This window comes from Streptomyces wuyuanensis, assembly GCF_900103455.1.
Taxonomy (GTDB): Bacteria; Actinomycetota; Actinomycetes; order Streptomycetales; family Streptomycetaceae; genus Streptomyces; species Streptomyces wuyuanensis.
In genome coordinates this window covers 130,198-149,966 of record NZ_FNHI01000013.1, presented here as the reverse complement: position 1 = coordinate 149,966, position 19,769 = coordinate 130,198, and the positions used below count along the sequence as shown (strand labels likewise).

Here is a 19,769-nt window from a genome sequence, read left to right as displayed (position 1 = left end):
CCGGGTTCCGGGCCGTGCCCGCGAAGTCCCGCACCGCCCTCCGGGCCGACGGCGCCGTGCGGACACAGCCCCGGCGACTGCCGTTACCGTCGGGGGCATGGAAGGCACCACGGGCACCGGCACCGATCACTGCGCACACCCCTGCGATCCCTGCGAGTACGACGACGCGGCCACCGCGCGCTGGGCCCCCGAGCCCGACAAGCGCCCGGGGCGCACGGCCTTCCAGCGCGACCGTGCGCGGGTGCTGCACTCCGCGGCGCTGCGCCGGCTCGCGGGCAAGACCCAGGTGGTCACGCCCGGCTCGCGCAGCGCGGCGTGGGACCCGAGCCCCCGCACCCGCCTGACCCACTCCCTGGAGTGCGCCCAGGTCGGCCGGGAGCTGGGCGCGGCCCTCGGCTGCGACCCGGACCTGGTGGAGGCCGCCTGCCTCGCCCACGACATGGGCCATCCGCCCTTCGGGCACAACGGCGAGCAGGCCCTCAACGACGTCGCGCAGGACTGCGGCGGCTTCGAGGGCAACGCCCAGTCGCTGCGGCTGCTCACCAGGATCGAGCCGAAACGGTTCGTCCTCTCCGGTGCGGTCACCTCGGCCGCACCCGAGTCGGGGGGCGAGCTGATCAGCGTCGGGCTGAACCTCACCCGGGCCGTGCTCGACGCGGCCACCAAGTACCCCTGGTCCCGCGGCGGCCGGCCCGGCGACCCGGGCTCGCCGAAGTTCGGCGTGTACGAGGACGACCTGCCGGTCTTCGCCTGGGTGCGGGAGGGCGCCCCGGTGCACCGCAAGTGTTTCGAGGCCCAGGTCATGGACTGGTCGGACGACGTGGCGTACTCCGTCCACGACTTCGAGGACGGCCTCCACGCGGGCCACATCGACCCGAACGTGCTGCTGTCCGAGGCCGAGCGCGGCGAGATCTGGGCGGTCGCCGTCGGCCGCTACGTCCCCGAGGAGACCGATCCGCAGGCCCTCGCGGACGCTCTCGACCGCCTCGTCGACCAGGAGTGGTGGCCGCACGGCTACGACGGCTCAGCCGTCGCCCAGGCCCGGCTCAAGGACGCCACCAGCCAGCTCATCGGCCGGTTCTGCCTGGCCGCCGAGGGCGCCACCCGGCAGGCGTACGGCACCGGCAGGCTCACCCGGTACGCCGCCGAGCTGGTCGTCCCGGAGGAGGCCCGCCTGGAGTGCGCGGTCCTGAAGGCGGTCGCCGACCGTTACGTCATGCAGCGCGCGGAGCAGGAGGCCCTGCGCGCGGACCAGCGCGTCGTCGTCGCCGAACTGGCCGAGGCCCTCGTCGCCCGGGCGCCCGAGGGCCTGGACCCGCAGTTCCGGGCGATGTTCGACAGCGCCCCCGACGACCGGGCCCGCAAGCGGGTGATCGTCGACCAGATCGCCTCCCTCACCGACGCCTCCGCCCGAGCCCTGCACACCAGGCTGCGCCCGCACGCCCGGTGACCCGGCGCCCCGGTGGCCCCGGAGGCGTCCGGCCCGCCCGCGCGCGCCGCCCGGTGACCGGGCGTTCCGGCCGGGCGGCGGCCCGGGTCCCGCGCGGCCGCCCGCCCCGTACCGCCGGGGCGGGTGCCCGGCCGCCCGGCGATCTCGGGGGCCGGATCCAGCCGTTCCGGTACGCCCACCGGAGCGCCCCCTCTTCCGCCATCACGCTCCGTGCGGGACGCTCGCAGGAAGGCGGCGTAGCGTGCTGTGTCATCCCGGAGGACACCTCCGGGACCTCCGGCCGTGAACAGGGAGGCAACAAGTGGTCGACGCACATCGGACTTTCGTCATCGTGGGCGGGGGACTCGCCGGGGCCAAGGCCGCGGAGACCCTCCGTGACGAGGGCTTCACCGGCCGGGTGATCATCATCGGTGACGAACGCGACCACCCGTACGAGCGGCCGCCTCTCTCCAAGGGGTATCTGACCGGCAAGGAGGAGCGCGACGTCGTCTTCGTCCACGAGCCCGCCTGGTACGCCCAGCACGACATCGAGCTGCATCTCGGCCAGTCCGTCACCGCCGTCGACCGGGAGGGCCGGTCCGTACTGCTCGGCGACGGCACCGCCGTCCACTACGACAAACTGCTGCTCGCCACCGGCGCCGAGCCCCGCCGGCTCGAGGTGCCGGGCACGGATCTGGCCGGCGTCCACCATCTGCGCCGGCTCGCCCACGCCGACCGGCTGCGTCAGGTTCTGGCCAGTCTCGGCCGCGACAACGGCCATCTGGTGATCGCCGGGGCGGGCTGGATCGGCCTGGAGGCCGCGGCCGCCGCCCGCGGCTACGGCGCCGAGGTCACCGTCGTCGAGCCCGAGCCGACCCCGCTGCACCAGGTCATCGGCCCCGAACTGGGGCAGCTCTTCGCCGATCTGCACCGGGACCACGGCGTCCGCTTCCACTTCGGCAGCCGGCTCACAGAGATCGTCGGGCAGGACGGCATGGTGCTCGCCGCCCGTACCGAGGACGGTGACGAGCACCCCGCCCACAGCGTCCTCGCCGCGATCGGCGCCGCCCCGCGCACCGGCCTCGCCGAGGCCGCCGGCCTGGCGCTCGTCGACCGCGCGCACGGCGGCGGCGTCGCCGTGGACGCCTCCCTGCGCACCTCCGACCCGGACATCTACGCCGCCGGCGACATCGCGGCCGTGCACCACCCGCTCCTCGGCATCCGGCTGCGCGTGGAGCACTGGGCCAACGCCCTGAACGGCGGCCCCGCCGCCGCCCGCGCCATGCTCGGCCGCGAGGTCTCCTACGACCGGATCCCGTACTTCTTCTCCGACCAGTACGACCTCGGGATGGAGTACTCGGGCTGGGCCCCGCCCGGCACGTACGACCAGGTCGTGCTGCGCGGGGACGCCGGGAAGCGCGAGTTCGTCGCCTTCTGGCTGAAGGACCGGAAGGTCCTCGCCGGGATGAACGTGAACGTGTGGGACGTCACGGAGGACATCCAGGGCCTGATCCGCTCCGGCAGGGCCGTGGACACGGACGCCCTCGCCGATCCGGGCACTCCGCTCGGAGCTGTCACACCCGCCCCTTAAGATTTACGCGTGGCGGGAAGGATCAATGACGACGACGTGAAGGCGGTGCGGGACACGGTCCCCATCGACTCCGTCGTGTCCGAGTACCTCCAGCTGCGCAATGCGGGCGGCGGCAACCTCAAGGGCCTGTGCCCCTTCCACGACGAGAAGTCCCCCTCCTTCCAGGTCAGTCCGAGCAAGGGCCTCTTCCACTGCTTCGGCTGCCAGGAGGGCGGGGACACCATCACCTTCGTGATGAAGGTCGACCATCTGTCGTTCTCCGAGGCGGTCGAGCGCCTCGCCGCCCAGGCCGGCATCACCCTGCGCTACGAGGAGGGCGGGTACAACCCGGCCCACCAGCGGGGCGAGCGCATCCGGCTGGTGGAGGCCCACCGGATCGCGGCCCAGTACTACACGGAGCAGCTCGACGGCGCGGAGGCCGAGATCGGCCGGAAGTTCCTCGCGGAGCGCGGCTTCGACCAGGCGGCCGCGCAGCACTTCGGCGTGGGCTACAGCCCGGCAGGCTGGGACCACCTCACCCGCTATCTGCGCGGCAAGGGCTTCTCCGACAAGGAGCTGCTGCTCTCCGGCCTCTCCCAGGAGGGCCGCCGCGGCCCCATCGACCGCTTCCGCGGCCGGCTGATGTGGCCGATCCGGGACATCTCCGGCGATGTCGTCGGCTTCGGCGCGCGCAAACTGCGCGACGACGACAACGGCCCGAAGTACCTGAACACCCCGGAGACCGCGATCTACCGGAAGTCCCAGGTGCTCTACGGCATCGACCTCGCGAAGAAGGAGATCGCCAAGTCCAGCCGCGCCGTGGTCGTCGAGGGGTACACGGACGTGATGGCCTGCCATCTCGCGGGTGTCACGACGGCGATCGCGACCTGCGGCACGGCCTTCGGCGGCGACCACATCAAGATCCTCCGCCGGCTGCTGATGGACAACGGCAGCGCCAAGGTGATCTTCACCTTCGACGGCGACGCGGCGGGCCAGAAGGCCGCGCTCCGGGCCTTCGAGGACGACCAGAAGTTCGCCGCGGAGACCTTCATCGCCGTCGCCCCCGACGGCATGGACCCCTGCGATCTGCGGCTCGCCAAGGGCGACGAGGCGGTGCGCGAGCTGGCCGAGCCGCGCAACCAGCTGTTCGAGTTCGCGATCCGGCAGATCGTGAAGAACTACGACCTGGAGACCCCGGTCGGCCGCGCCGCCGCCCTCGACGAGGCGGCGCCGATCGTCGCGCGGATCAAGAACAGCGCCTCCCAGCACGAGGTGGCCGTCCAGCTCGCCGGCCTGCTAGGCATCCTCGACACCCAGTTCGTGGTCCGCCGGGTCTCCCAGCTCGCCCGGTGGGCACGGGAGCGGGGGAGCGGCGGCGGCCAGGGGCCGGCCCCCGCCCGCCAGGCCCAAGCGTACGACACCGCGGGCCCCTCCCCGCGGCCCAGCGGGCCCGCGCTCAATCTGCGCAGCCCCGCCCACCGCACCGAGCGCGAGCTGCTCAAGCTCGCGCTCCAGCACCCGGAGCTGGTCTCGCCGGCCTTCGACGCCTACGGGGCGGACGAGTTCACCGCCCCGCCGTACGCCGCCGTGCGCCAGGCGATCGCCGACGCAGGCGGCGCCGAGTTCGGCGTCCCCGATCCGCCCGGCTACCTCGCGCGCGTCCGGGAGGCCGCGCCCGACGACGCCGTCCGCGCGATGGTCACCGAACTCGCCGTGGAGGCCGTCCACTCCAGGACCGTCGACGAGGGCTACGCGGGCGTCCAGCTCGTCCAGGTCCGGCTGCGCGCCGTGGACCGCCGCATCCGCGAGGTCCAGGGCACCTTCGCCCGCCTCGGCGCCCACGCCGGCCCCGAGCAGGCCGCCGCCGTGCAGAACGAGCTGTGGGTGCTCCAGCAGTACGCCCAGTCGCTGCGCAACCGCGGCGCGGACGCGCTCTGAGGGCCCTCGGCGGCCCGCGGGTTCCCCGGGCGAGCCGGTAACCGCGCGGTCACGGACCGGACGCAAAAAGTCACCGCACGCCCCTCGTGGCAGTGATGTGTCGTACCCCACACTGGGGTGCGGTGCCTGAGTCCCCGGAGCGCGGCCGGTCCACGGCAGGTGGGCCACTCAACCCCGCGGATCCGCTCATCGTGTACGGGACGGACAGCGGCCCGGCCGCCGTCCCCGTCCCGCTGCCGCCTGCCCCCCGACCGGCAGCACCCACCCTGGAGGTCGCCCCCGTGCAGACCCGGACCCTGACCGAAGCCGAACCGGTCGCGGCGGTCCCGCCGCAGAGCCGGGCAGCGCACCACCCCGAGAACGAGACCCCGCCGGTGCCGGAGGGCACGGCGGCGCAGGAAGGCCCCGGTCCGGCGGAACCGGCCGAGCCTCCCGAGTCGTACGAACCTCCCGCGCCGCCTGCGCTCTTCGAGTCACCCGGGCCTCCCGAGCTGCCGGCCCGCAGGGAAGCCGGCGGGGCAGGTCCCTCGTCCGACCTGTTCCGGCAGTACCTGCGGGAGATCGGGCGCATCCCGCTGCTCAGCGCCGTCGAGGAGGTGGAACTCGCCCGCCGGGTCGAGGCGGGTCTCTTCGCGGAGGAGAAGCTCAGGCGCACTCCCGACCTGGACTCCCAGCTCGCCCTCGACCTCGACAAGCTCGTCGTCATGGGCCGGATGGCCAAGCGCCGGCTGATCGAGGCCAATCTGCGCCTCGTCGTGTCCGTCGCCAAGCGGTACGTGGGCCGCGGGCTGACGATGCTCGACCTCGTCCAGGAGGGCAACCTCGGACTGATCCGCGCGGTGGAGAAGTTCGACTACGCGCGCGGCTACAAGTTCTCGACGTACGCGACCTGGTGGATCCGCCAGGCCATGTCCCGCGCCCTCGCCGACCAGGCCCGGACGATCCGCGTGCCCGTCCACGTCGTGGAGCTCATCAACCGGGTCGTACGCGTCCAGCGCCGCATGCTCCAGGAGCGCGGCTACGAGCCCACCGCCGAAGAGGTCGCCGCCCAGCTCGACCTGGCGCCCGAACGGGTCGGCGAAGTGCTGCGTCTCGCCCAGGAACCGGTGTCGCTGCACGCGCCGGTCGGCGAGGAGGACGACGTCGCCCTCGGCGACCTCATCGAGGACGGCGACGCCGCGTCACCCGTGGAGTCCGCCGCCTTCCTGCTGCTCCGCGAACACCTCGAAGCGGTCCTCTCCACGCTCGGCGAACGTGAGCGCAAGGTCGTCCAGCTGCGCTACGGACTGGCCGACGGCCGGCCCCGCACCCTGGAGGAGATAGGCCGGATCTTCGGGGTCACCCGCGAACGCATCCGCCAGATCGAGTCCAAGACGCTCGGCAAGCTTCGCGACCACGCCTACGCCGACCAGCTGCGCGGCTATCTGGACTGAGCCCCGCCGAGCCCCCCGGGCAGGGGGCCGACGGGGCCCGGCGGGCCCCCGGCACGGCGCCGCGCTCAGTCGACCTCGGCGACCGCCTGCGCGAACTGCGCCGCGTACAGCCGCGCGTACGCGCCATCCGCGGTCAGCAGCTCGTCGTGCGTGCCCTGTTCGACGATCGAGCCGTTCTCCATCACCAGGATGACGTCCGCGTCCCGGATCGTGGAGAGCCGGTGCGCGATCACGAACGACGTCCGCCCGTGCGCCAGCCGTGCCATCGCCTTCTGGATCAGCACCTCGGTACGGGTGTCGACCGAGCTCGTCGCCTCGTCCAGCACCAGGATCACCGGGTCCGACAGGAACGCCCGCGCAATGGTGATCAGCTGCTTCTCGCCCGCGCTGACGCCCGAGCCCTCGTCGTCGATGACGGTGTCGTAGCCGTCGGGAAGGGTGCGGATGAAGCGGTCGGCGTGGGCCGCCCGCGCCGCCTCCTCGATCTCCTCCCGGGTGACCTCGCGCGCGGTGCCGTAGGCGATGTTCTCCGCGATCGTGCCGCCGAACAGCCAGGTGTCCTGCAGCACCATCCCGATCCCGGCCCGCAGGTCGTCCCGGGACATGGTGGCCGCGTCGATGCCGTCCAGGGTGATCCGGCCGCCCGTCACCTCGTAGAAGCGCATCAGCAGATTGACGAGTGTGGTCTTGCCGGCCCCCGTCGGACCGACGATCGCGACCGTCTGCCCGGGCTCGACCGCCAGCGACAGATCCTCGATGAGCGGCTTCTGCGGGTCGTAGCGGAAGGACACCTTCTCCAGCGCGACCGCGCCCCGCCGTTCCTCGGGCCGGGGTGCCCCGCGGATCGGGTCGGGAGCCTGCTCCTCGGCGTCCAGCAGCTCGAAGATCCGCTCGGCCGAGGCCACCCCGGACTGCACCAGGTTCGCCATCGACGCCACCTGCGTCAGCGGCATCGAGAACTGGCGCGAGTACTGGATGAACGCCTGGACGTCGCCGATGGACAGCGTGCCCGACGCGACCCGCAGCCCGCCGACCACCGCCACCAGGACGTAGTTGAGGTTGGAGACGAAGAACATCAGCGGCTGCATGACCCCGCTGTTGAACTGCGCCCGGAACCCGGCCTCGTACAGCGCCTCGTTCTGCTCGGCGAAGTCGGCCGCCGACTCCCCCTGGCGCCCGAAGACCTTCACCAGCGCGTGGCCGGTGTACATCTCCTCGATGTGCGCGTTGAGCCGGCCCGTGGACTGCCACTGCCGGACGAACTGCGGCTGCGACCGCTTGCCGACCTTCGCGGCCACCACCACCGAGAGCGGCACGGTCACCAGCGCGACCAGGGCCAGCAGCGGTGAGATCCAGAACATCATCACCAGCACGCCGACGATCGTCAGCAGGGAGTTGATGAGCTGGCCCATCGACTGCTGCATGGTCTGCGAGATGTTGTCGATGTCGTTGGTCGCCCGGCTCAGCACCTCACCGCGCTTGGCCTTGTCGAAGTACGACAGCGGCAGCCGCGCCAGCTTCGCCTGCACGTCCTCGCGCATCCGGTACACGGTCCGGTTGATGACCCGGATCGACGCCCGCGTCGACACCAGCATCAGCAGCCCCGCCGCCGCGAACACGGCGAGCGCCACCAGCAGCACCCCGCCGACGGCCGTGAAGTCGATGCCCCTGCCGGGCGTGAAGTCCACCCCGGACAGCATGTCCGCCAGACCGCCGTCGCCGCGCTCGCGCAGCGCCTCGACCGCCTGGTCCCGCGACAGCCCGGCCGGCATCTCCCGGCCCACGACACCCGCGAAGACGAGGTCGGTCGCCTTGCCGAGGATCCACGGGCCGACCACCGACAGCCCCACGCTCAGCACACCGGCCGTGATCATCACCCACAGGGCCCGCCTCTCCGGCAGCAACTGCCGCAGCAGGCGCTGTCCCGAGCCCTTGAAGTCCATGGACCGCTCACCGGACTGGCCCATCATCATGCGTCCGCCAGGACCGGCCATCAGGCAGCCTCCGCCTCGGTAAGCTGGGAGAGGACGATCTCCCGGTACGTCTCGTTCCCCGCCATCAGCTCGTGATGGCGGCCCGTGCCGACGACCCGGCCCTCGTCGAGGACCACGATGCGGTCGGCGTCGCGGATGGTCGACACCCGCTGGGCGACGATCACCACCGTCGACTCGGCCGTCTCCAGCGCCAGCGCGCCGCGCAGCGCCGCGTCGGTCGCGTAGTCCAGCGCGGAGAAGGAGTCGTCGAACAGATAGATCTCCGGCCGCTGCACCAGCGTCCGCGCGATCGCGAGGCGCTGCCGCTGACCGCCCGACACGTTCGTGCCGCCCTGGGCGACGGGCGCGTCGAGCCCGCCGTCGAGTTCGCGCACGAAACCGGCGGCCTGCGCGACCTCCAGCGCCTGCCACAGCTCCTCGTCGGTCGCGTCGGGATTCCCGTAGCGTAGGTTCGTCGCCACCGTCCCCGAGAAGAGGTACGGCTTCTGCGGTACGAGCCCGACGGTCCGCGCCATCAGCACCGGGTCCAGTTCCCGCACGTCCACCCCGTCGACGAGGACCTCGCCGCCGGTGACGTCGAACAGCCGCGGGACCAGACCCAGCAGCGTCGACTTCCCGCTGCCCGTCGAGCCGATGATCGCGGTCGTCTCACCGGGCCGGGCCACCAGATCCACCCCGCGCAGCACCGGCTCCTCGGCTCCGGGGTAGCGGAAGTCGGCGGCGCGGAGCTCCAGATGCCCGTGGCGCGTCGTCTCGCGCACGGGCGCGAGCGGCGGCACGACGCTCGACTCGGTGGCCAGCACCTCCTCGATGCGCTCCGCGCAGACCTCGGCGCGCGGCACCATCATGAACATGAAGGTGGCCATCATGACGGCCATGACGATCTGCATCAGATAGGCGAGGAACGCGGTGAGCGCGCCGATCTGCATCCCGCCGCTGTCGATGCGGTGGGCGCCGAACCAGACGACGGCGATGCTCGACACGTTCACGACGGTCATCACGATGGGGAACATCAGCGCCATCAGACGGCCCGTCGCCATCGACACGTCCGTCAGCTCGGTGTTCGACCCGCGGAAACGCTCCTCCTCGTAGTAGTCCTTCACGAACGCCCTGATGACGCGGTTGCCGGTGATCTGCTCCCGCAGCACCCGGTTCACGGTGTCGAGCCGCTCCTGCATGGTCCGGAACAGCGGCCGCATCCTCCTGACGATCAGCGACACGGAGACGCCGAGGACCGGGACGACCGCGAGCAGCACAGCCGACAGCGGAACGTCCAGGGAGAGGGCCAGCACGATGCCGCCGACGCACATGATCGGCGCGGACACCATCAGCGTGAACGCCATCAGCACCAGCATCTGGACCTGCTGGACGTCGTTGGTCGTACGGGTGATGAGGGACGGGGCGCCGAAGTGCCCCACCTCGCGCGCCGAGAACGACTGGACCCGGTCGAACACAGCGGCCCGTACGTCCCTTCCGAGCGCGGCCGCGGTCCGTGCGCCGTAGTACACGGCCCCGATGCTGCACACCACCTGGACGACGCTGACGGCGATCATCAACGCGCCGAACGTCAGGATGTATCCGGTGTCTCCCCGTACGACACCGTTGTCAATGATGTCCGCGTTCAGTGTGGGCAGATAGAGGGTGGCGCTGGTCTGGAGCAGTTGCAGCGTCACCAGCAGGGTGATCGCCTGTCGGTGGGGACGCAGGAACGTCCGGAGGAGTCGTATGAGCACGCGCGGCTGTCTCTCGGTTCGGCGGCATTCGTGGAGTCGCCCCATACTCCGACACCGGGCCGCCGGGTGCCCAAGGGTTTTGGCCAAGGCCCGGTCAAGAACCCGCGCGTGGACCGCGGCCCCGCCGGCCCTGCGTCCGGGCCGCGCTCCGCGGACCCGCGACCGATGCGAACGCCGGGGCGCGGGCGGGCCCTCGCCCCGCCGGGACGGCGTGCGGTGGGGGCGCCGGGCCCGGCGAAGCGGACGTTCGGTACCGGGCCGGCAACCGCCCGGGCCTGAACGGCCGTTCGGGGCGGAGTGACCGGGACCGGAGCCTGCGCGGCCGGGGCCCGTGCTCCGGTGGGTCGTCGTCCGGCCCGATGCGGGCCAGCGGTCAGGGGTTGAACGCCCCCGGGTGGATCTGCTCGCGCGTCGCGGCGTACTGCTGGCGCACCGCCTGGCCGACGGCGAGTTCCTCGCCGGCCTCGAAGACCTGCGCGGCCGCCCCCTGCCAGGACGGCGGGGTGTGCGGGGCGAGCGTCCCCTGCGCCGTGCCGAGCGCCCATGCCGCCTGCCGGGCCGCACCCAGCGCCGCGTAGTCGGCGGGCTGCGGCACGACGACCTGTGCGGCGAAGATCGCGGGGGCGGCCGCCTGGATCGCGGGCAGCTCCGCGGCCTGCCCCAGCAGGAACACCCGGCGCACCACCACGCCCCGCCCCCGCAGCACGTCCAGCGCGTCGGCCAGCGAGCACAGCATGCCCTCGAACGCGGCACGCGCCAGGTGCTCGGGCTTCATCGACTCGCGCCGCAGTCCCGTCAGGGTGCCGGCGGTGTGCGGCAGGTGCGGGGTGCGCTCGCCCTCCAGATAGGGGAGCAGCACCAGGCCGGAGGCGCCCGGGGTGGACTTCATCGCCAGCGCGGACAGTTCCGACAGATCCTCGACGCCGAGCATCTCGGCGGTGCCGCGCAGTGCGCGTACGGCATTGAGCGTGTGCACCACCGGCAGATGCATCCCGGTCGCGTCGGCGAACGACGTGATCATCCCGGAGGGGTCCGCGAGCGCCTCGTGGTGGATCGCCATCACGGAACCGGTGGCCCCGAGGGACACCACCGCGTCGCCGCTGCCGAGCCCGAGCCCGAACGCGGCCGCCATGGTCTCTCCGGTGCCGGCCGAGATCAGCAGGCCCTCCGGGGTCGTCCCGGCGGCATCGGACGGGCCCAGCACCTCGGGCAGCGCCGCCTGGTGGCCGAGCGCCAGCTCGACGAGATCGGGGCGGTACGAGCCGGTGCCCGCGGACCAGTAGCCGGTCGCCGACGCCGCCCCGCGGTCCGTCGTCCTGCGCACCGGGCGGCCGAGCAGCTGCCACACCAGCCAGTCGTGGGGCTGGAGCACCAGCGCGGTGCGCCGGGCCGCCTCCGGCTCGGTCCGCGCCAGCCAGCGCAGCTTCGACACGGGCAGCCCGGACTGGGGTACGCAGCCGACGGCCTCGGCCCACGCCTGCCGCCCGCCGAACGCCTCGACCAGATCGGCCGCCGCGGCCTGGGCCCGTTTGTCGTTTCCGACCATCGCGGGCCGCACCGGCGCGCCGGACGAGTCCAGCGGTATCAGCCCGTGCTGCTGGGCGGACACGCCGATGGCCTGCACGCCCTCGAGCAGTCCGCCGGCCGCGGCCTCGCCCAGCGACAGCAGCCACGCCTGCGGATCGACATCGGTGGCCTTGGCCTCGACGGGATGCGGCGCGTATCCCTGGCGCAGTACGGCGCCCGTGTCCGCGTCGCAGACGACGATGCGAGTGAATGCGGACGAACTGTCCAGCCCGGCGACTATCCCCATGCCCAGATTCTGCCGCACTCGCGCCACTCCCACGGCCGTGGGCCGCTGAACGGGGCGGGGGCGAGCTCCGCCGGCATCCCGGTCCCCGCCCCCGCGCGGTCCCGTGACGGCGGGCGGCCCCGGCACATGGGTGAGCCCCGCACGGACCGTGCGGGGCTCACCCATGTGCCGGGGCCGAGGCCGGGACCGGCGCGGGGGTCACGTGTTGCTGGTGCCCCAGTCGTCCTCGCCGCCCTGGCTCCGTTGCCGGAGCGATCGCACCCGTTCGGCCACCGCGTCGGGCATCCGGTCGCCGACCTTGTCGCTCACCACGTGCAGCGCCTTGCCCGCCACCTCGCGGCTCGTCTGCGCGGCGGAGTCCGCCGCGTTCCGCACGGCGGGGTTCTGCGCGAACTCCCTTGCCGCCTTCTTCATCTGCTCGTAGCGCTCCTGCCCGGCCCGCGCGCCGAGCACGTATCCCACACCGATTCCGGCCATGAACGTGAGCCGGTAGCGCATGGCTGCCACCCTTCGCAGGCGTCGTCGCCGACGCCGGTTCGATACGGACCGTGAGGCTGTGGTGCTCGCCTACCCGCATGGCCCCGAGATCACCCTGCGATCACCCGCGGGCGCCTGCCCGGAGCTCACCGCGTGGTCACCGGGGGAACCGATTGGCGGAGCACCCCCCTGCTTGCGCTAATGTATGTGTCGCAGCGAGCGAGCGCCGCCTGGGAACGCCCGGGGTAGGTACGTTCGGTGCACACGCGACAATCCCCTGTAGCTCAATTGGCAGAGCAGCCGGCTGTTAACCGGCAGGTTACTGGTTCGAGTCCAGTCGGGGGAGCGCGGTCCCCTGTAGCTCAATTGGCAGAGCATTCGGCTGTTAACCGGAGGGTTGCTGGTTCGAGTCCAGCCGGGGGAGCAGAAGAGGAAGAGGACCCTTCGGGGTCCTTTTTCATGTTGTCGTCCTGGCGTGGAACCGGGCGGACGGCAGCGCAGTCTTCATGATCGTGGCGTTGCCGACCATCCGAAGCAGGAGATCGTATGAGCGGCTATGCTGCGGCAGACGGCGCGCACAAATGTGCGCGACGCGCCGTTGGGGGCGGTAGCTCAGCCGGCTAGAGCAGCGGACTCATAATCCGTCGGCCGTGGGTTCGAGTCCCACCCGCCCCACCGAGCGCCGCAGGTAGCAGAAACGATCTGACCTGCGCAAACGCAGTAGTGAGACCCCTCGCCAATCATGTGAGGGGGCCATTGCTTTCCTTGGAACAAGATCCAGTGGACACGCAGTGGACGCGATGTGTCCGAAATAAGCCTGATGACCGATGAGTCTAATCTGCCCTGTAAAGTGATCAAGGTGGATGCCGTCGCGTGCGGTAAGAATCAGGGCTTGGGGTCTTGGGTGGGCTCGCTGGTCCACCCGGCCTCGCGTTTGGAGTGCTACGGAAACCGGCAATCGGCCCTGGCTCTGTTCACGAGAACGCCGTAGGTGCCGTCCGATTCCCGGTGCACGGCCCGTATCCGGGCGGCGAGCTGGGCGTCGGCGGGCCTGGCCGGCGGTCCGGTCCGCGGCCGTTCGGCGCCGGTAGGAGAAGCTGGAGCGGGCGATGCCGAGGATGCTGCACGGTCGCTTCACGCCGTAGCGGCGCTGGGGGTCGGCGACGAACTGGAAGCGGTTCACCAGCGCGTCTCCCCGGCGAAATGCTTGGCGGCCTTCCGCAGGATCTCGCGTTCCTCCGCCAACTCGCGGACCTTCTTGCGCAGAGCGGAGTTCTCCGCCTCCAGCGGCGTGGGCGGCCCGGCAGGCGCCTCCGCCCGCGTCCGCGGGGCCGGCTCGCGCCGGCCGCCCGGACCAGTTCCGCAGCGTCTCCGGGTTGACCCCCAGATCAGCGGCGACCGACCTGATCGTCGCCTCTGGCCGCGACTCGTACAAAGCGACCGCGTCCGCCTTGAACTCCGGCGGATAGTGCTTCATGACCACAAGCTGTCCGTTCTCAGATCCTCAAGATCCACGTCTCAAGTGTTCAAGATCCGGGGTCAAGGCCCTTCGTCGACGGCGCCACGGACGATGCCGCTGGCCATAGCCGTCCGCGACTGGCCGCCCTACGAGCCCCGGGGCGTCGTGGGCCGTGGTCACCGCGGGCGCCACCCTGACCCTCGGGCTTAACAACTCCGTACGCAAGGCGGAACTGAACGCCGCCACGCTGGTCAAACAACTCGTGGACGGACGCGGAGGCGGCCTGGCACACTCACCTCTTCTGACCTGGTGCTCCATACCGGGTCCGCATCACCCAGGGGTGGGACTTTGACAGGGCTCAGATACTCCACGGCAATCGCCGCCACGATCGCGGCCACGCTGCTGCTCACCGCCTGCGCAGGCGCCGGCGGGACAACAACGCCGGGAGCCTCCGCGACGGCATCGCCGCCGCCTGCTGGGAAGGCGTCGCCAGTCGCTGAGAAGACCATGGAGCAGGTACTGAGCGACCTCCGCTACGCCGCAAAGAACGTCGGAGAAAACCACTTCCGCGTCGTGGAGGACAAACGCGCTGCCGCCGCGAAGGTTCCCCCCTGCATGGCATCCGGCGCGATCCTGACACCCAAGATCCCCGGCCGCGCTGAACTCACCCTCATCACCAACCGCCTGCAGACACGGGGGTGGAAGATCGACAGCACCCTGGAGGTGGAACTCACCGCGCTTTCGTCGGGCAAGTGGGACATCATGCTCGGCGCCGGACCGGTACCGACGGAAATCGCCGCCCAGGCAGGTGACAACAAGGGCGGCATCGGAATCTCGGTCACAGGTGTGTGCAAGAAACTCTCATAAACCCATCGCTCTCGCCGTGCCCGGCCCGGGAAGGGTACGTGCGACCGCGGAGGGGCCCGTGTGAGCGAGGTCGAGGGTGAAGGTGATGCCTTTAGCGGTCGACGTGGCCGCGTCGGCCTCCACGAAACCGGGGTCAGCCCAGTCATCGGGCTGGAACACCCCCGTATCGTCGGGGAGGACGCGTGTCACCAGGCCCGAAATGCAACCGTTCCCGGCAGCAGTGCTGCCGGGAACGGTCAGGTGGCCGGGTGGTTAGTTGTAGGGCTTGAAGAAGCGTGTGGACGCGTAGACCCACTGGCTATCGGTGTAGGTCCAGCTGGCGAGGGCGCCGTTGAACTTGTTGTCCGTGGCTCGGGCGGTCCAGGTCCACATCTTCACGGAACCGTCGGGCTGGTGGTGCATGGCTCCGATGTCGTCTCGTCCGTCGCCGTTGTAGTCACCGATGACGAGCTGGCTTCGAGTGATGTCCCAGCTGCCTGGGCTCGCAGCGAGGGAGACGAAGGCGGAACCGAACTTGTCCTGACCCTCTACGGACTCGGCAAGAATCGTGGAGACCTTGTCGCTGCCGTCAGCGTAGTCATACCAGATGATGGCATCGTCGCGTCCGTCGCCGCTGAAATCGCCGGCGTGCGGGGTGATGCGGTTCCAGTCGATGGCGCTGCTGTACCACCAGTCAGTAGGTGCAGAGAAACCTCCGCTGACGGTGGAGAGGTGCGTGTAGTTCTTCACGGAGTTGTCGCTCTGGCCGTAGAAGACGCTGAGATCGTCGCGTCCGTCGCCGTTGAAGTCGCCAGTGACGAACTTGCAGCGATTCCGAGGATAGGCCCCAGCTGGTCCGGCCCATGCCTCGAAGGGTGCGTTGAAGCCGCCGGTGACGCCGGCGGTATAGGTCCAGATCTTGGTGGTGCCGTCGGGGTATGCGTACCAGACGGCGATGTCATCGCGTCCGTCGCCGTTAAAGTCGCCTGCCTGCGGGGTCATGTAGCTGGTGTGCATGAATCCCTTGGGTACGGACCAGGACGAGAAGGGGGTGCTGAAGCCCCCGTCGGGCTTACCGAGCGCGGTCCACAGCTTGATGCTGGTGTCGCTGTACCCGTAGAGGGCTGCCATGTCACCGCGACCATCGCCGTTGAAGTCACCGGTGACGAACTTCATCGACTTGGCCTCCCACGCGCCGACCGGCGCGGCGAAGGACTTGTAAGGCAGATGGAACGAGCCGTCGGAGTTCGCCATCACCGTGTACGTGGCGTCTGTTCCGGCGGTGAAGTCGTACCACAGGCCCATATCGCTGCGGCCGTCGCCGTTGTAGTCGTGCCGCGTGACGGTGCCGCTGGACCACACTGCCTGACCCTTGCCGTTGTAGACGACGAGGTTGCCGCGGTCCTGGAGCAGGACGTATCCCTCGACTGTGAGCCCGGGCTCGACATCGGGGCGGGTGGGGTCCGCTTTGACGTCGGTGCTCCACAGCTGGGTGCTGTCATCGGCGGAGTAGACGGCCAGGTTGCCGTTGGCGAGCACGCGTGCCGTGGCGTCACTGTTGCCAGCGGTGCCGCTGGACCACAGGGTCTTGCCTGCGTTGGAGGTGATGACGAGGTTGCCGTCGGCCTGCATGGTGAGTTTGGCTGAGTTGGAGGCCAGGGACTGGCCACTGCTGAGGGTGGTGCCGGCGGGGATCTGTCGGCCGCCGTTGGCTCCGTCGATGGGGAAGTAGGCACCGATGCCGGTGTAGTCGGCGCCGGTCTTGCGGCCGGGCCAGCCTATGAGGGTGTTGTCCTTCTTGCGGGCCCACAGGTCGGGGATGCCGTCGCCGTCGTTGACGCCGTCGCCGTTGCCGTCGCCGTCGAGGTCGCCGGAGGAACCAATGGTGGGGTAGAGGCTTTGAGGCATGGTGCCGGTGGCGATCTTCACCCTGCTGGCGGCGTTGCCCCAGGTTGCGGCGTCGAGTACCCCGGTGGGGTCGGCCTTGCCGTAGGAGCGGTAGAGGTCACCGGAGGCGTTGTCCCTCAGGATCAGGTCGGGCAGTTGGTCGCCGTTGAGGTCGCCGGGAACGATCACGGTGAACGTGTCCCAGTCGCTTTCGCCGACGAGGATCGGGTGGGGGCGGACCTTGTCGAGCTGCGTGCCTCGATTGCCGTAGTAGACCCAGAGGTTCTTGCCCTGCTTGACCAGGACATCGGCGAACGTGTCGCCGTTGATGTCGCCGCCCGTGGTGATCTGTTCGGCGTTGTGCCAGTGGTCGTCGCCGGTCCAGCCTTCTTCTCCCTTGCAGCGTCCACTGGGCCTGGGCACCGGACAGCTGACCGTCAGCTGAAGGTAACTGTCACGGTTGATGATCCCTTTGCCGTTGTTGGGGTAGACCCGCAGCTTGTTCTTGCTGTCGTTCTCGTTGTACTCGAGCGAGATGAGGTCGTTGTAGCCTTCCTGGCCCCAGTCCCCGCTGAAGGTGACCTGCTGGCCCGGAAAGGTGCCGCCCCCGTTCGTGGCCGCGGAGAAATCCCTGCCACCGCGGCCGGCGTAGGTGAGGAGGGTGCCGTTGGTGTCGGTGTTCCAAATGTCTTTGAAACCGTCACCGTTGAGGTCGCCGGGCTTGTCCCTCTCCTGGGCTCGGGTGGCGTAGTACAGGTACGTCGCGGTGTCCGAGCGGTTCCCGGCCGCATCGACGCTGTATGCGTAGACCATGTGCGGCCCGTAGGAAGGCGGTGTGACCGGAGCAGAAGCCACACTCGCGGGTGTCTCGTGTACGTCGGGATCTGTGTCGGTCCACCAGTAGTACGCGGTCACATCCTGGACGCCGTTGGCGGCGAAGAGGAAGTTCCCCTCGGAACGAGCCGGACCAGTCGGATTCGGCCATCCCTGCTCACCGTTGGGGAACTTGTTCCCCTCAGAGCTGATGACTGGAGGCTTGCTGGGACGGCTGCGGTCCAGAGTGAACTTGCACGCTGCGCTCCAGGCGGAGTAGAGGCCGTCGGGGTCCTTGGCGCGTACCTTCCACGTGTAGTCTCCGCTCGGCGTGCTGGCGGAGGGCAGCACGACCGTGGCCACCCGGCCCTTGAGGGCGGGCACGCTCGTGTCTACTACAGGCGTAGTCGTGCCGGTCTTGAATGCCTGGAACTGGGCGGTCAGATTGCCGCCGTCCGGATCGTCGATCTTCGCGTAGAGACTGACGGCGACGTTGCCGATGCTGCCGCCCGCGGTGCAGCTGGTGCGAGGATTGGTGCCCAGTCCACTCGGTGTCCTGGGGGGGTGGTTGTACTTGATCTCCAGCGTGGCGGTCTTCGGGTCGAATCTCTTCCAGCCGAAGGTGTCTCCTTCGTTCTGGGCGTAAAGGCCCAAGGTGACGCTCGCGTCGCCCGCAGCGGCCGCAGTACGCACTGCTGGGGTAGCGTCAAACTCCAGATTGCCCGCCGCGCAATCACTGCTCCAGCCCTTGGAGTCGTCCACTACGTCCAGCCGCGGCTGGATCTTGCCGGGCTGGTTGTTCCAGGTCGTCTTCTTGGAGATGTCGCCGACCTGCCACAGTTCCACGGGGCGGTCTTGGCATGACCAGGACCAGGTGTTGCGGACCCGGAACGTGGCGCTCTTGATCTGAGCGCCGGTGACGTCGCTCGTGTCGAGCTGGAAGAAGGACCGGGAGACCCGGTCCGAGCCGCCGGTCTCGGCTTCGTAGCCGACGCGCACGTCTTCTTTGGTGTCCCAATAGGAGGTGTTGGGGTAGGCCTTGTAAACGCGGGTCCAGTGCTGCCACTCGCCCCAGGCCCAGCTCGGGTCGATGTACACCGGATAGGTGGTTTCCGCCCCGGTGAGCAGCTCGTGGTCCGGGGTGATCGTCAGTGTATCCCCATCGATCGACGTGGCCATCTGCGCATCCTCGGCGCCCGCGCCGGGTTCGAACACGTCCCCCGGCTCTGAGGTTTCCGCTGCGAGGGTGCGTGCTGCAGGAGCGTCAGGGGCGGCGATGGTGCTGGAATCCCACATGAGCGGCGCGGGGCTGGTGAATACGGTCTGCCCGGCCGGGTCGGTGGCCACGAGGGTGCCAGTGTCGGTGTCCTTGGACACGTTGAGGCCCACGGTGTTCATGGCGAACTGCAGCTCGACGAGCTCGGGGTTCTGCGCAGCTGCCGCGGTCTTGACGACGAGCAGCTGTGAGAAGCCCTCGACCTCGGCCTTTAGTTGCAGGTCGACCCCTGCAAGGACCTCCGGATAGGTCGCCACGTTGCCGTTGAGTGTGGGCTTGGGCAGAGGCTTCGGCCAGGTCAGCGAGAGCGTGCGCCCGTCCTTGACCCCGGAGAGCATGGGGCCGCTGCCGCCACCGGAGAACTTCACCGAGACCGAGGTCGCCTTTGGGATGACCGAGCCGTCGGTCGCGAAGGTGAGGGTCGGATCGGCGGGAATCCAGGCTCCGTCCCGCCGTACCCGGACGGCGGTGCCGTGTCGCTTGACCGAGAACGATCCGTCGGGGAGAGCCCACGTATCACTGGCCTCGGTTCGGGCCGAGACCAACTCCACCGGCTGGCCCGAGGCTTGAGCGTCCTGGAGTGCCTTGTCCTCTTCGCTCATCGATCCGTCGGCGACGGGGTCCGATGAAGCGGCGGCGAGGGCGCCGAGGGCGGGATGTGCGGCGTACGAGGGCTGGGCGGCCACTACCGGCGCGAGGACGGAGGTGGCCACGGCGCTGCACAGCAGGCGGCTTCTCCATCTACCTGGAGAGGTTCCGCCCCTCTGAGTTATGGACACGATCGAACTCCCCCTTTTCACTGCCCGGATTGGCGCAGACTCTATAGGGATTCCCTGCTCAAACCTTCCGAGGGTGCTGAAGAAGCAGGCGAACCGACCGTGATGGAAGTGTGAATACGGGGTAATTGCGGACAGGCCAGCAGGGCGCTGCGCGCGACGCGAGTGGCGTCTGACCTGGTCATCCGTTTGATCACGGAAGCCTCACAAGTGCTTCATAGGGGCCAAACGGGCGAGCGTGTCTCCGTTGCATTCATTGGGCATTCGGGTATCGCATCATTCCCAAGATCGGCTGCGTGTTGTTATCGTGCGGCAAACTTTCTGA

11 protein-coding genes and 3 tRNA genes are annotated in these 19,769 nt (G+C 70.0%); 8 read left to right on the top strand and 6 right to left on the bottom strand.

Going from position 1 to position 19,769, the window contains the following annotated elements; all coding sequences use genetic code 11:
- Window positions 1-97: 97 nt before the first annotated feature.
- The 4 genes from BLT82_RS20255 to BLT82_RS20240 all read left to right on the top strand — a co-directional run bounded on the left by BLT82_RS20255 (window position 98) and on the right by BLT82_RS20240 (window position 6,370).
- Window positions 98-1,450 (top strand): deoxyguanosinetriphosphate triphosphohydrolase, encoded by a 1,353-nt coding sequence (locus tag BLT82_RS20255; protein WP_093656791.1) that lies wholly within the window; start codon window positions 98-100, stop codon window positions 1,448-1,450.
- 301 nt (window positions 1,451-1,751) lie between these two features.
- Window positions 1,752-3,020, top strand: coding sequence for an NAD(P)/FAD-dependent oxidoreductase (locus BLT82_RS20250; protein ID WP_093656789.1), 1,269 nt, complete (start codon window positions 1,752-1,754; stop codon window positions 3,018-3,020).
- Between the two features lie 9 nt (window positions 3,021-3,029).
- Complete coding sequence (gene dnaG, locus BLT82_RS20245; RefSeq protein WP_093656787.1) at window positions 3,030-4,937, top strand: DNA primase; 1,908 nt, start codon at window positions 3,030-3,032, stop codon at window positions 4,935-4,937.
- Between the two features lie 122 nt (window positions 4,938-5,059).
- Window positions 5,060-6,370 (top strand): RNA polymerase sigma factor, encoded by a 1,311-nt coding sequence (locus tag BLT82_RS20240; RefSeq protein ID WP_093656785.1) that lies wholly within the window; start codon window positions 5,060-5,062, stop codon window positions 6,368-6,370.
- Between the two features lie 65 nt (window positions 6,371-6,435).
- Here the strand turns inward: BLT82_RS20240 and BLT82_RS20235 are convergent, their stop codons facing one another.
- From BLT82_RS20235 to BLT82_RS20220, 4 genes are all read right to left on the bottom strand, one after another.
- Complete coding sequence (locus BLT82_RS20235; protein WP_093656783.1) at window positions 6,436-8,364, bottom strand: ABC transporter ATP-binding protein; 1,929 nt, start codon at window positions 8,362-8,364, stop codon at window positions 6,436-6,438.
- On the bottom strand, window positions 8,364-10,097 hold the full coding sequence (locus tag BLT82_RS20230; RefSeq protein ID WP_093656781.1) for an ABC transporter ATP-binding protein: 1,734 nt from the start codon (window positions 10,095-10,097) through the stop codon (window positions 8,364-8,366). The genes BLT82_RS20235 and BLT82_RS20230 overlap by 1 nt, the downstream gene beginning before the upstream one ends.
- A 373-nt stretch (window positions 10,098-10,470) precedes the next feature.
- The gene (locus BLT82_RS20225) at window positions 10,471-11,910 is read right to left on the bottom strand and encodes an FGGY family carbohydrate kinase (protein WP_093656969.1); all 1,440 of its coding nucleotides are present in this window, start codon (window positions 11,908-11,910) and stop codon (window positions 10,471-10,473) included.
- Window positions 11,911-12,108: 198 nt separating this feature from the next.
- Window positions 12,109-12,408, bottom strand: a complete 300-nt coding sequence (locus BLT82_RS20220) for a hypothetical protein (RefSeq protein ID WP_093656779.1) — start codon at window positions 12,406-12,408, stop codon at window positions 12,109-12,111.
- A gap of 252 nt (window positions 12,409-12,660) precedes the next feature.
- Here BLT82_RS20220 and BLT82_RS20215 point away from each other — a divergent pair.
- From BLT82_RS20215 to BLT82_RS20205, 3 genes are all read left to right on the top strand, one after another.
- Window positions 12,661-12,733: transfer RNA gene (locus tag BLT82_RS20215), tRNA-Asn, on the top strand.
- 5 nt (window positions 12,734-12,738) lie between these two features.
- Window positions 12,739-12,811 (top strand) — tRNA-Asn (locus BLT82_RS20210).
- A 177-nt stretch (window positions 12,812-12,988) separates the two neighbouring features.
- Window positions 12,989-13,062 (top strand) — tRNA-Ile (locus BLT82_RS20205).
- Here the strand turns inward: BLT82_RS20205 and BLT82_RS38835 are convergent.
- On the bottom strand, window positions 13,022-13,864 hold the full coding sequence (locus BLT82_RS38835) for a transposase (protein WP_208867993.1): 843 nt from the start codon (window positions 13,862-13,864) through the stop codon (window positions 13,022-13,024). The two genes, BLT82_RS20205 and BLT82_RS38835, sit on opposite strands and share 41 nt — an antisense overlap.
- 489 nt (window positions 13,865-14,353) lie before the next feature.
- Between BLT82_RS38835 and BLT82_RS20195 the strand changes: the two genes are divergently transcribed.
- Window positions 14,354-14,713 carry a hypothetical protein gene (locus BLT82_RS20195; RefSeq protein ID WP_093656777.1) on the top strand — a complete coding sequence of 120 codons (360 nt, stop codon included), beginning with the start codon at window positions 14,354-14,356 and terminating at the stop codon, window positions 14,711-14,713.
- 252 nt (window positions 14,714-14,965) lie between these two features.
- Here the strand turns inward: BLT82_RS20195 and BLT82_RS36430 are convergent, their stop codons facing one another.
- Window positions 14,966-19,381 (bottom strand): FG-GAP-like repeat-containing protein, encoded by a 4,416-nt coding sequence (locus BLT82_RS36430; RefSeq protein WP_107490262.1) that lies wholly within the window; start codon window positions 19,379-19,381, stop codon window positions 14,966-14,968.
- Between the last annotated feature and the right edge of the window lie 388 nt (window positions 19,382-19,769).

Bases quoted from the DNA above. Each gene is read 5' to 3' on its own strand.
- BLT82_RS20255 (WP_093656791.1), top strand. From the start codon at position 98: ATGGAAGGCACCACGGGCACCGGCACCGATCACTGCGCACACCCCTGC.
- BLT82_RS20195 (WP_093656777.1), top strand. From the start codon at position 14,354: ATGGAGCAGGTACTGAGCGACCTCCGCTACGCCGCAAAGAACGTCGGA.
- BLT82_RS20225 (WP_093656969.1), bottom strand. From the start codon at position 11,910: ATGGGGATAGTCGCCGGGCTGGACAGTTCGTCCGCATTCACTCGCATC.
- BLT82_RS20235 (WP_093656783.1), bottom strand. From the start codon at position 8,364: ATGGCCGGTCCTGGCGGACGCATGATGATGGGCCAGTCCGGTGAGCGG.
- BLT82_RS38835 (WP_208867993.1), bottom strand. From the start codon at position 13,864: ATGAAGCACTATCCGCCGGAGTTCAAGGCGGACGCGGTCGCTTTGTAC.
- BLT82_RS20220 (WP_093656779.1), bottom strand. From the start codon at position 12,408: ATGCGCTACCGGCTCACGTTCATGGCCGGAATCGGTGTGGGATACGTG.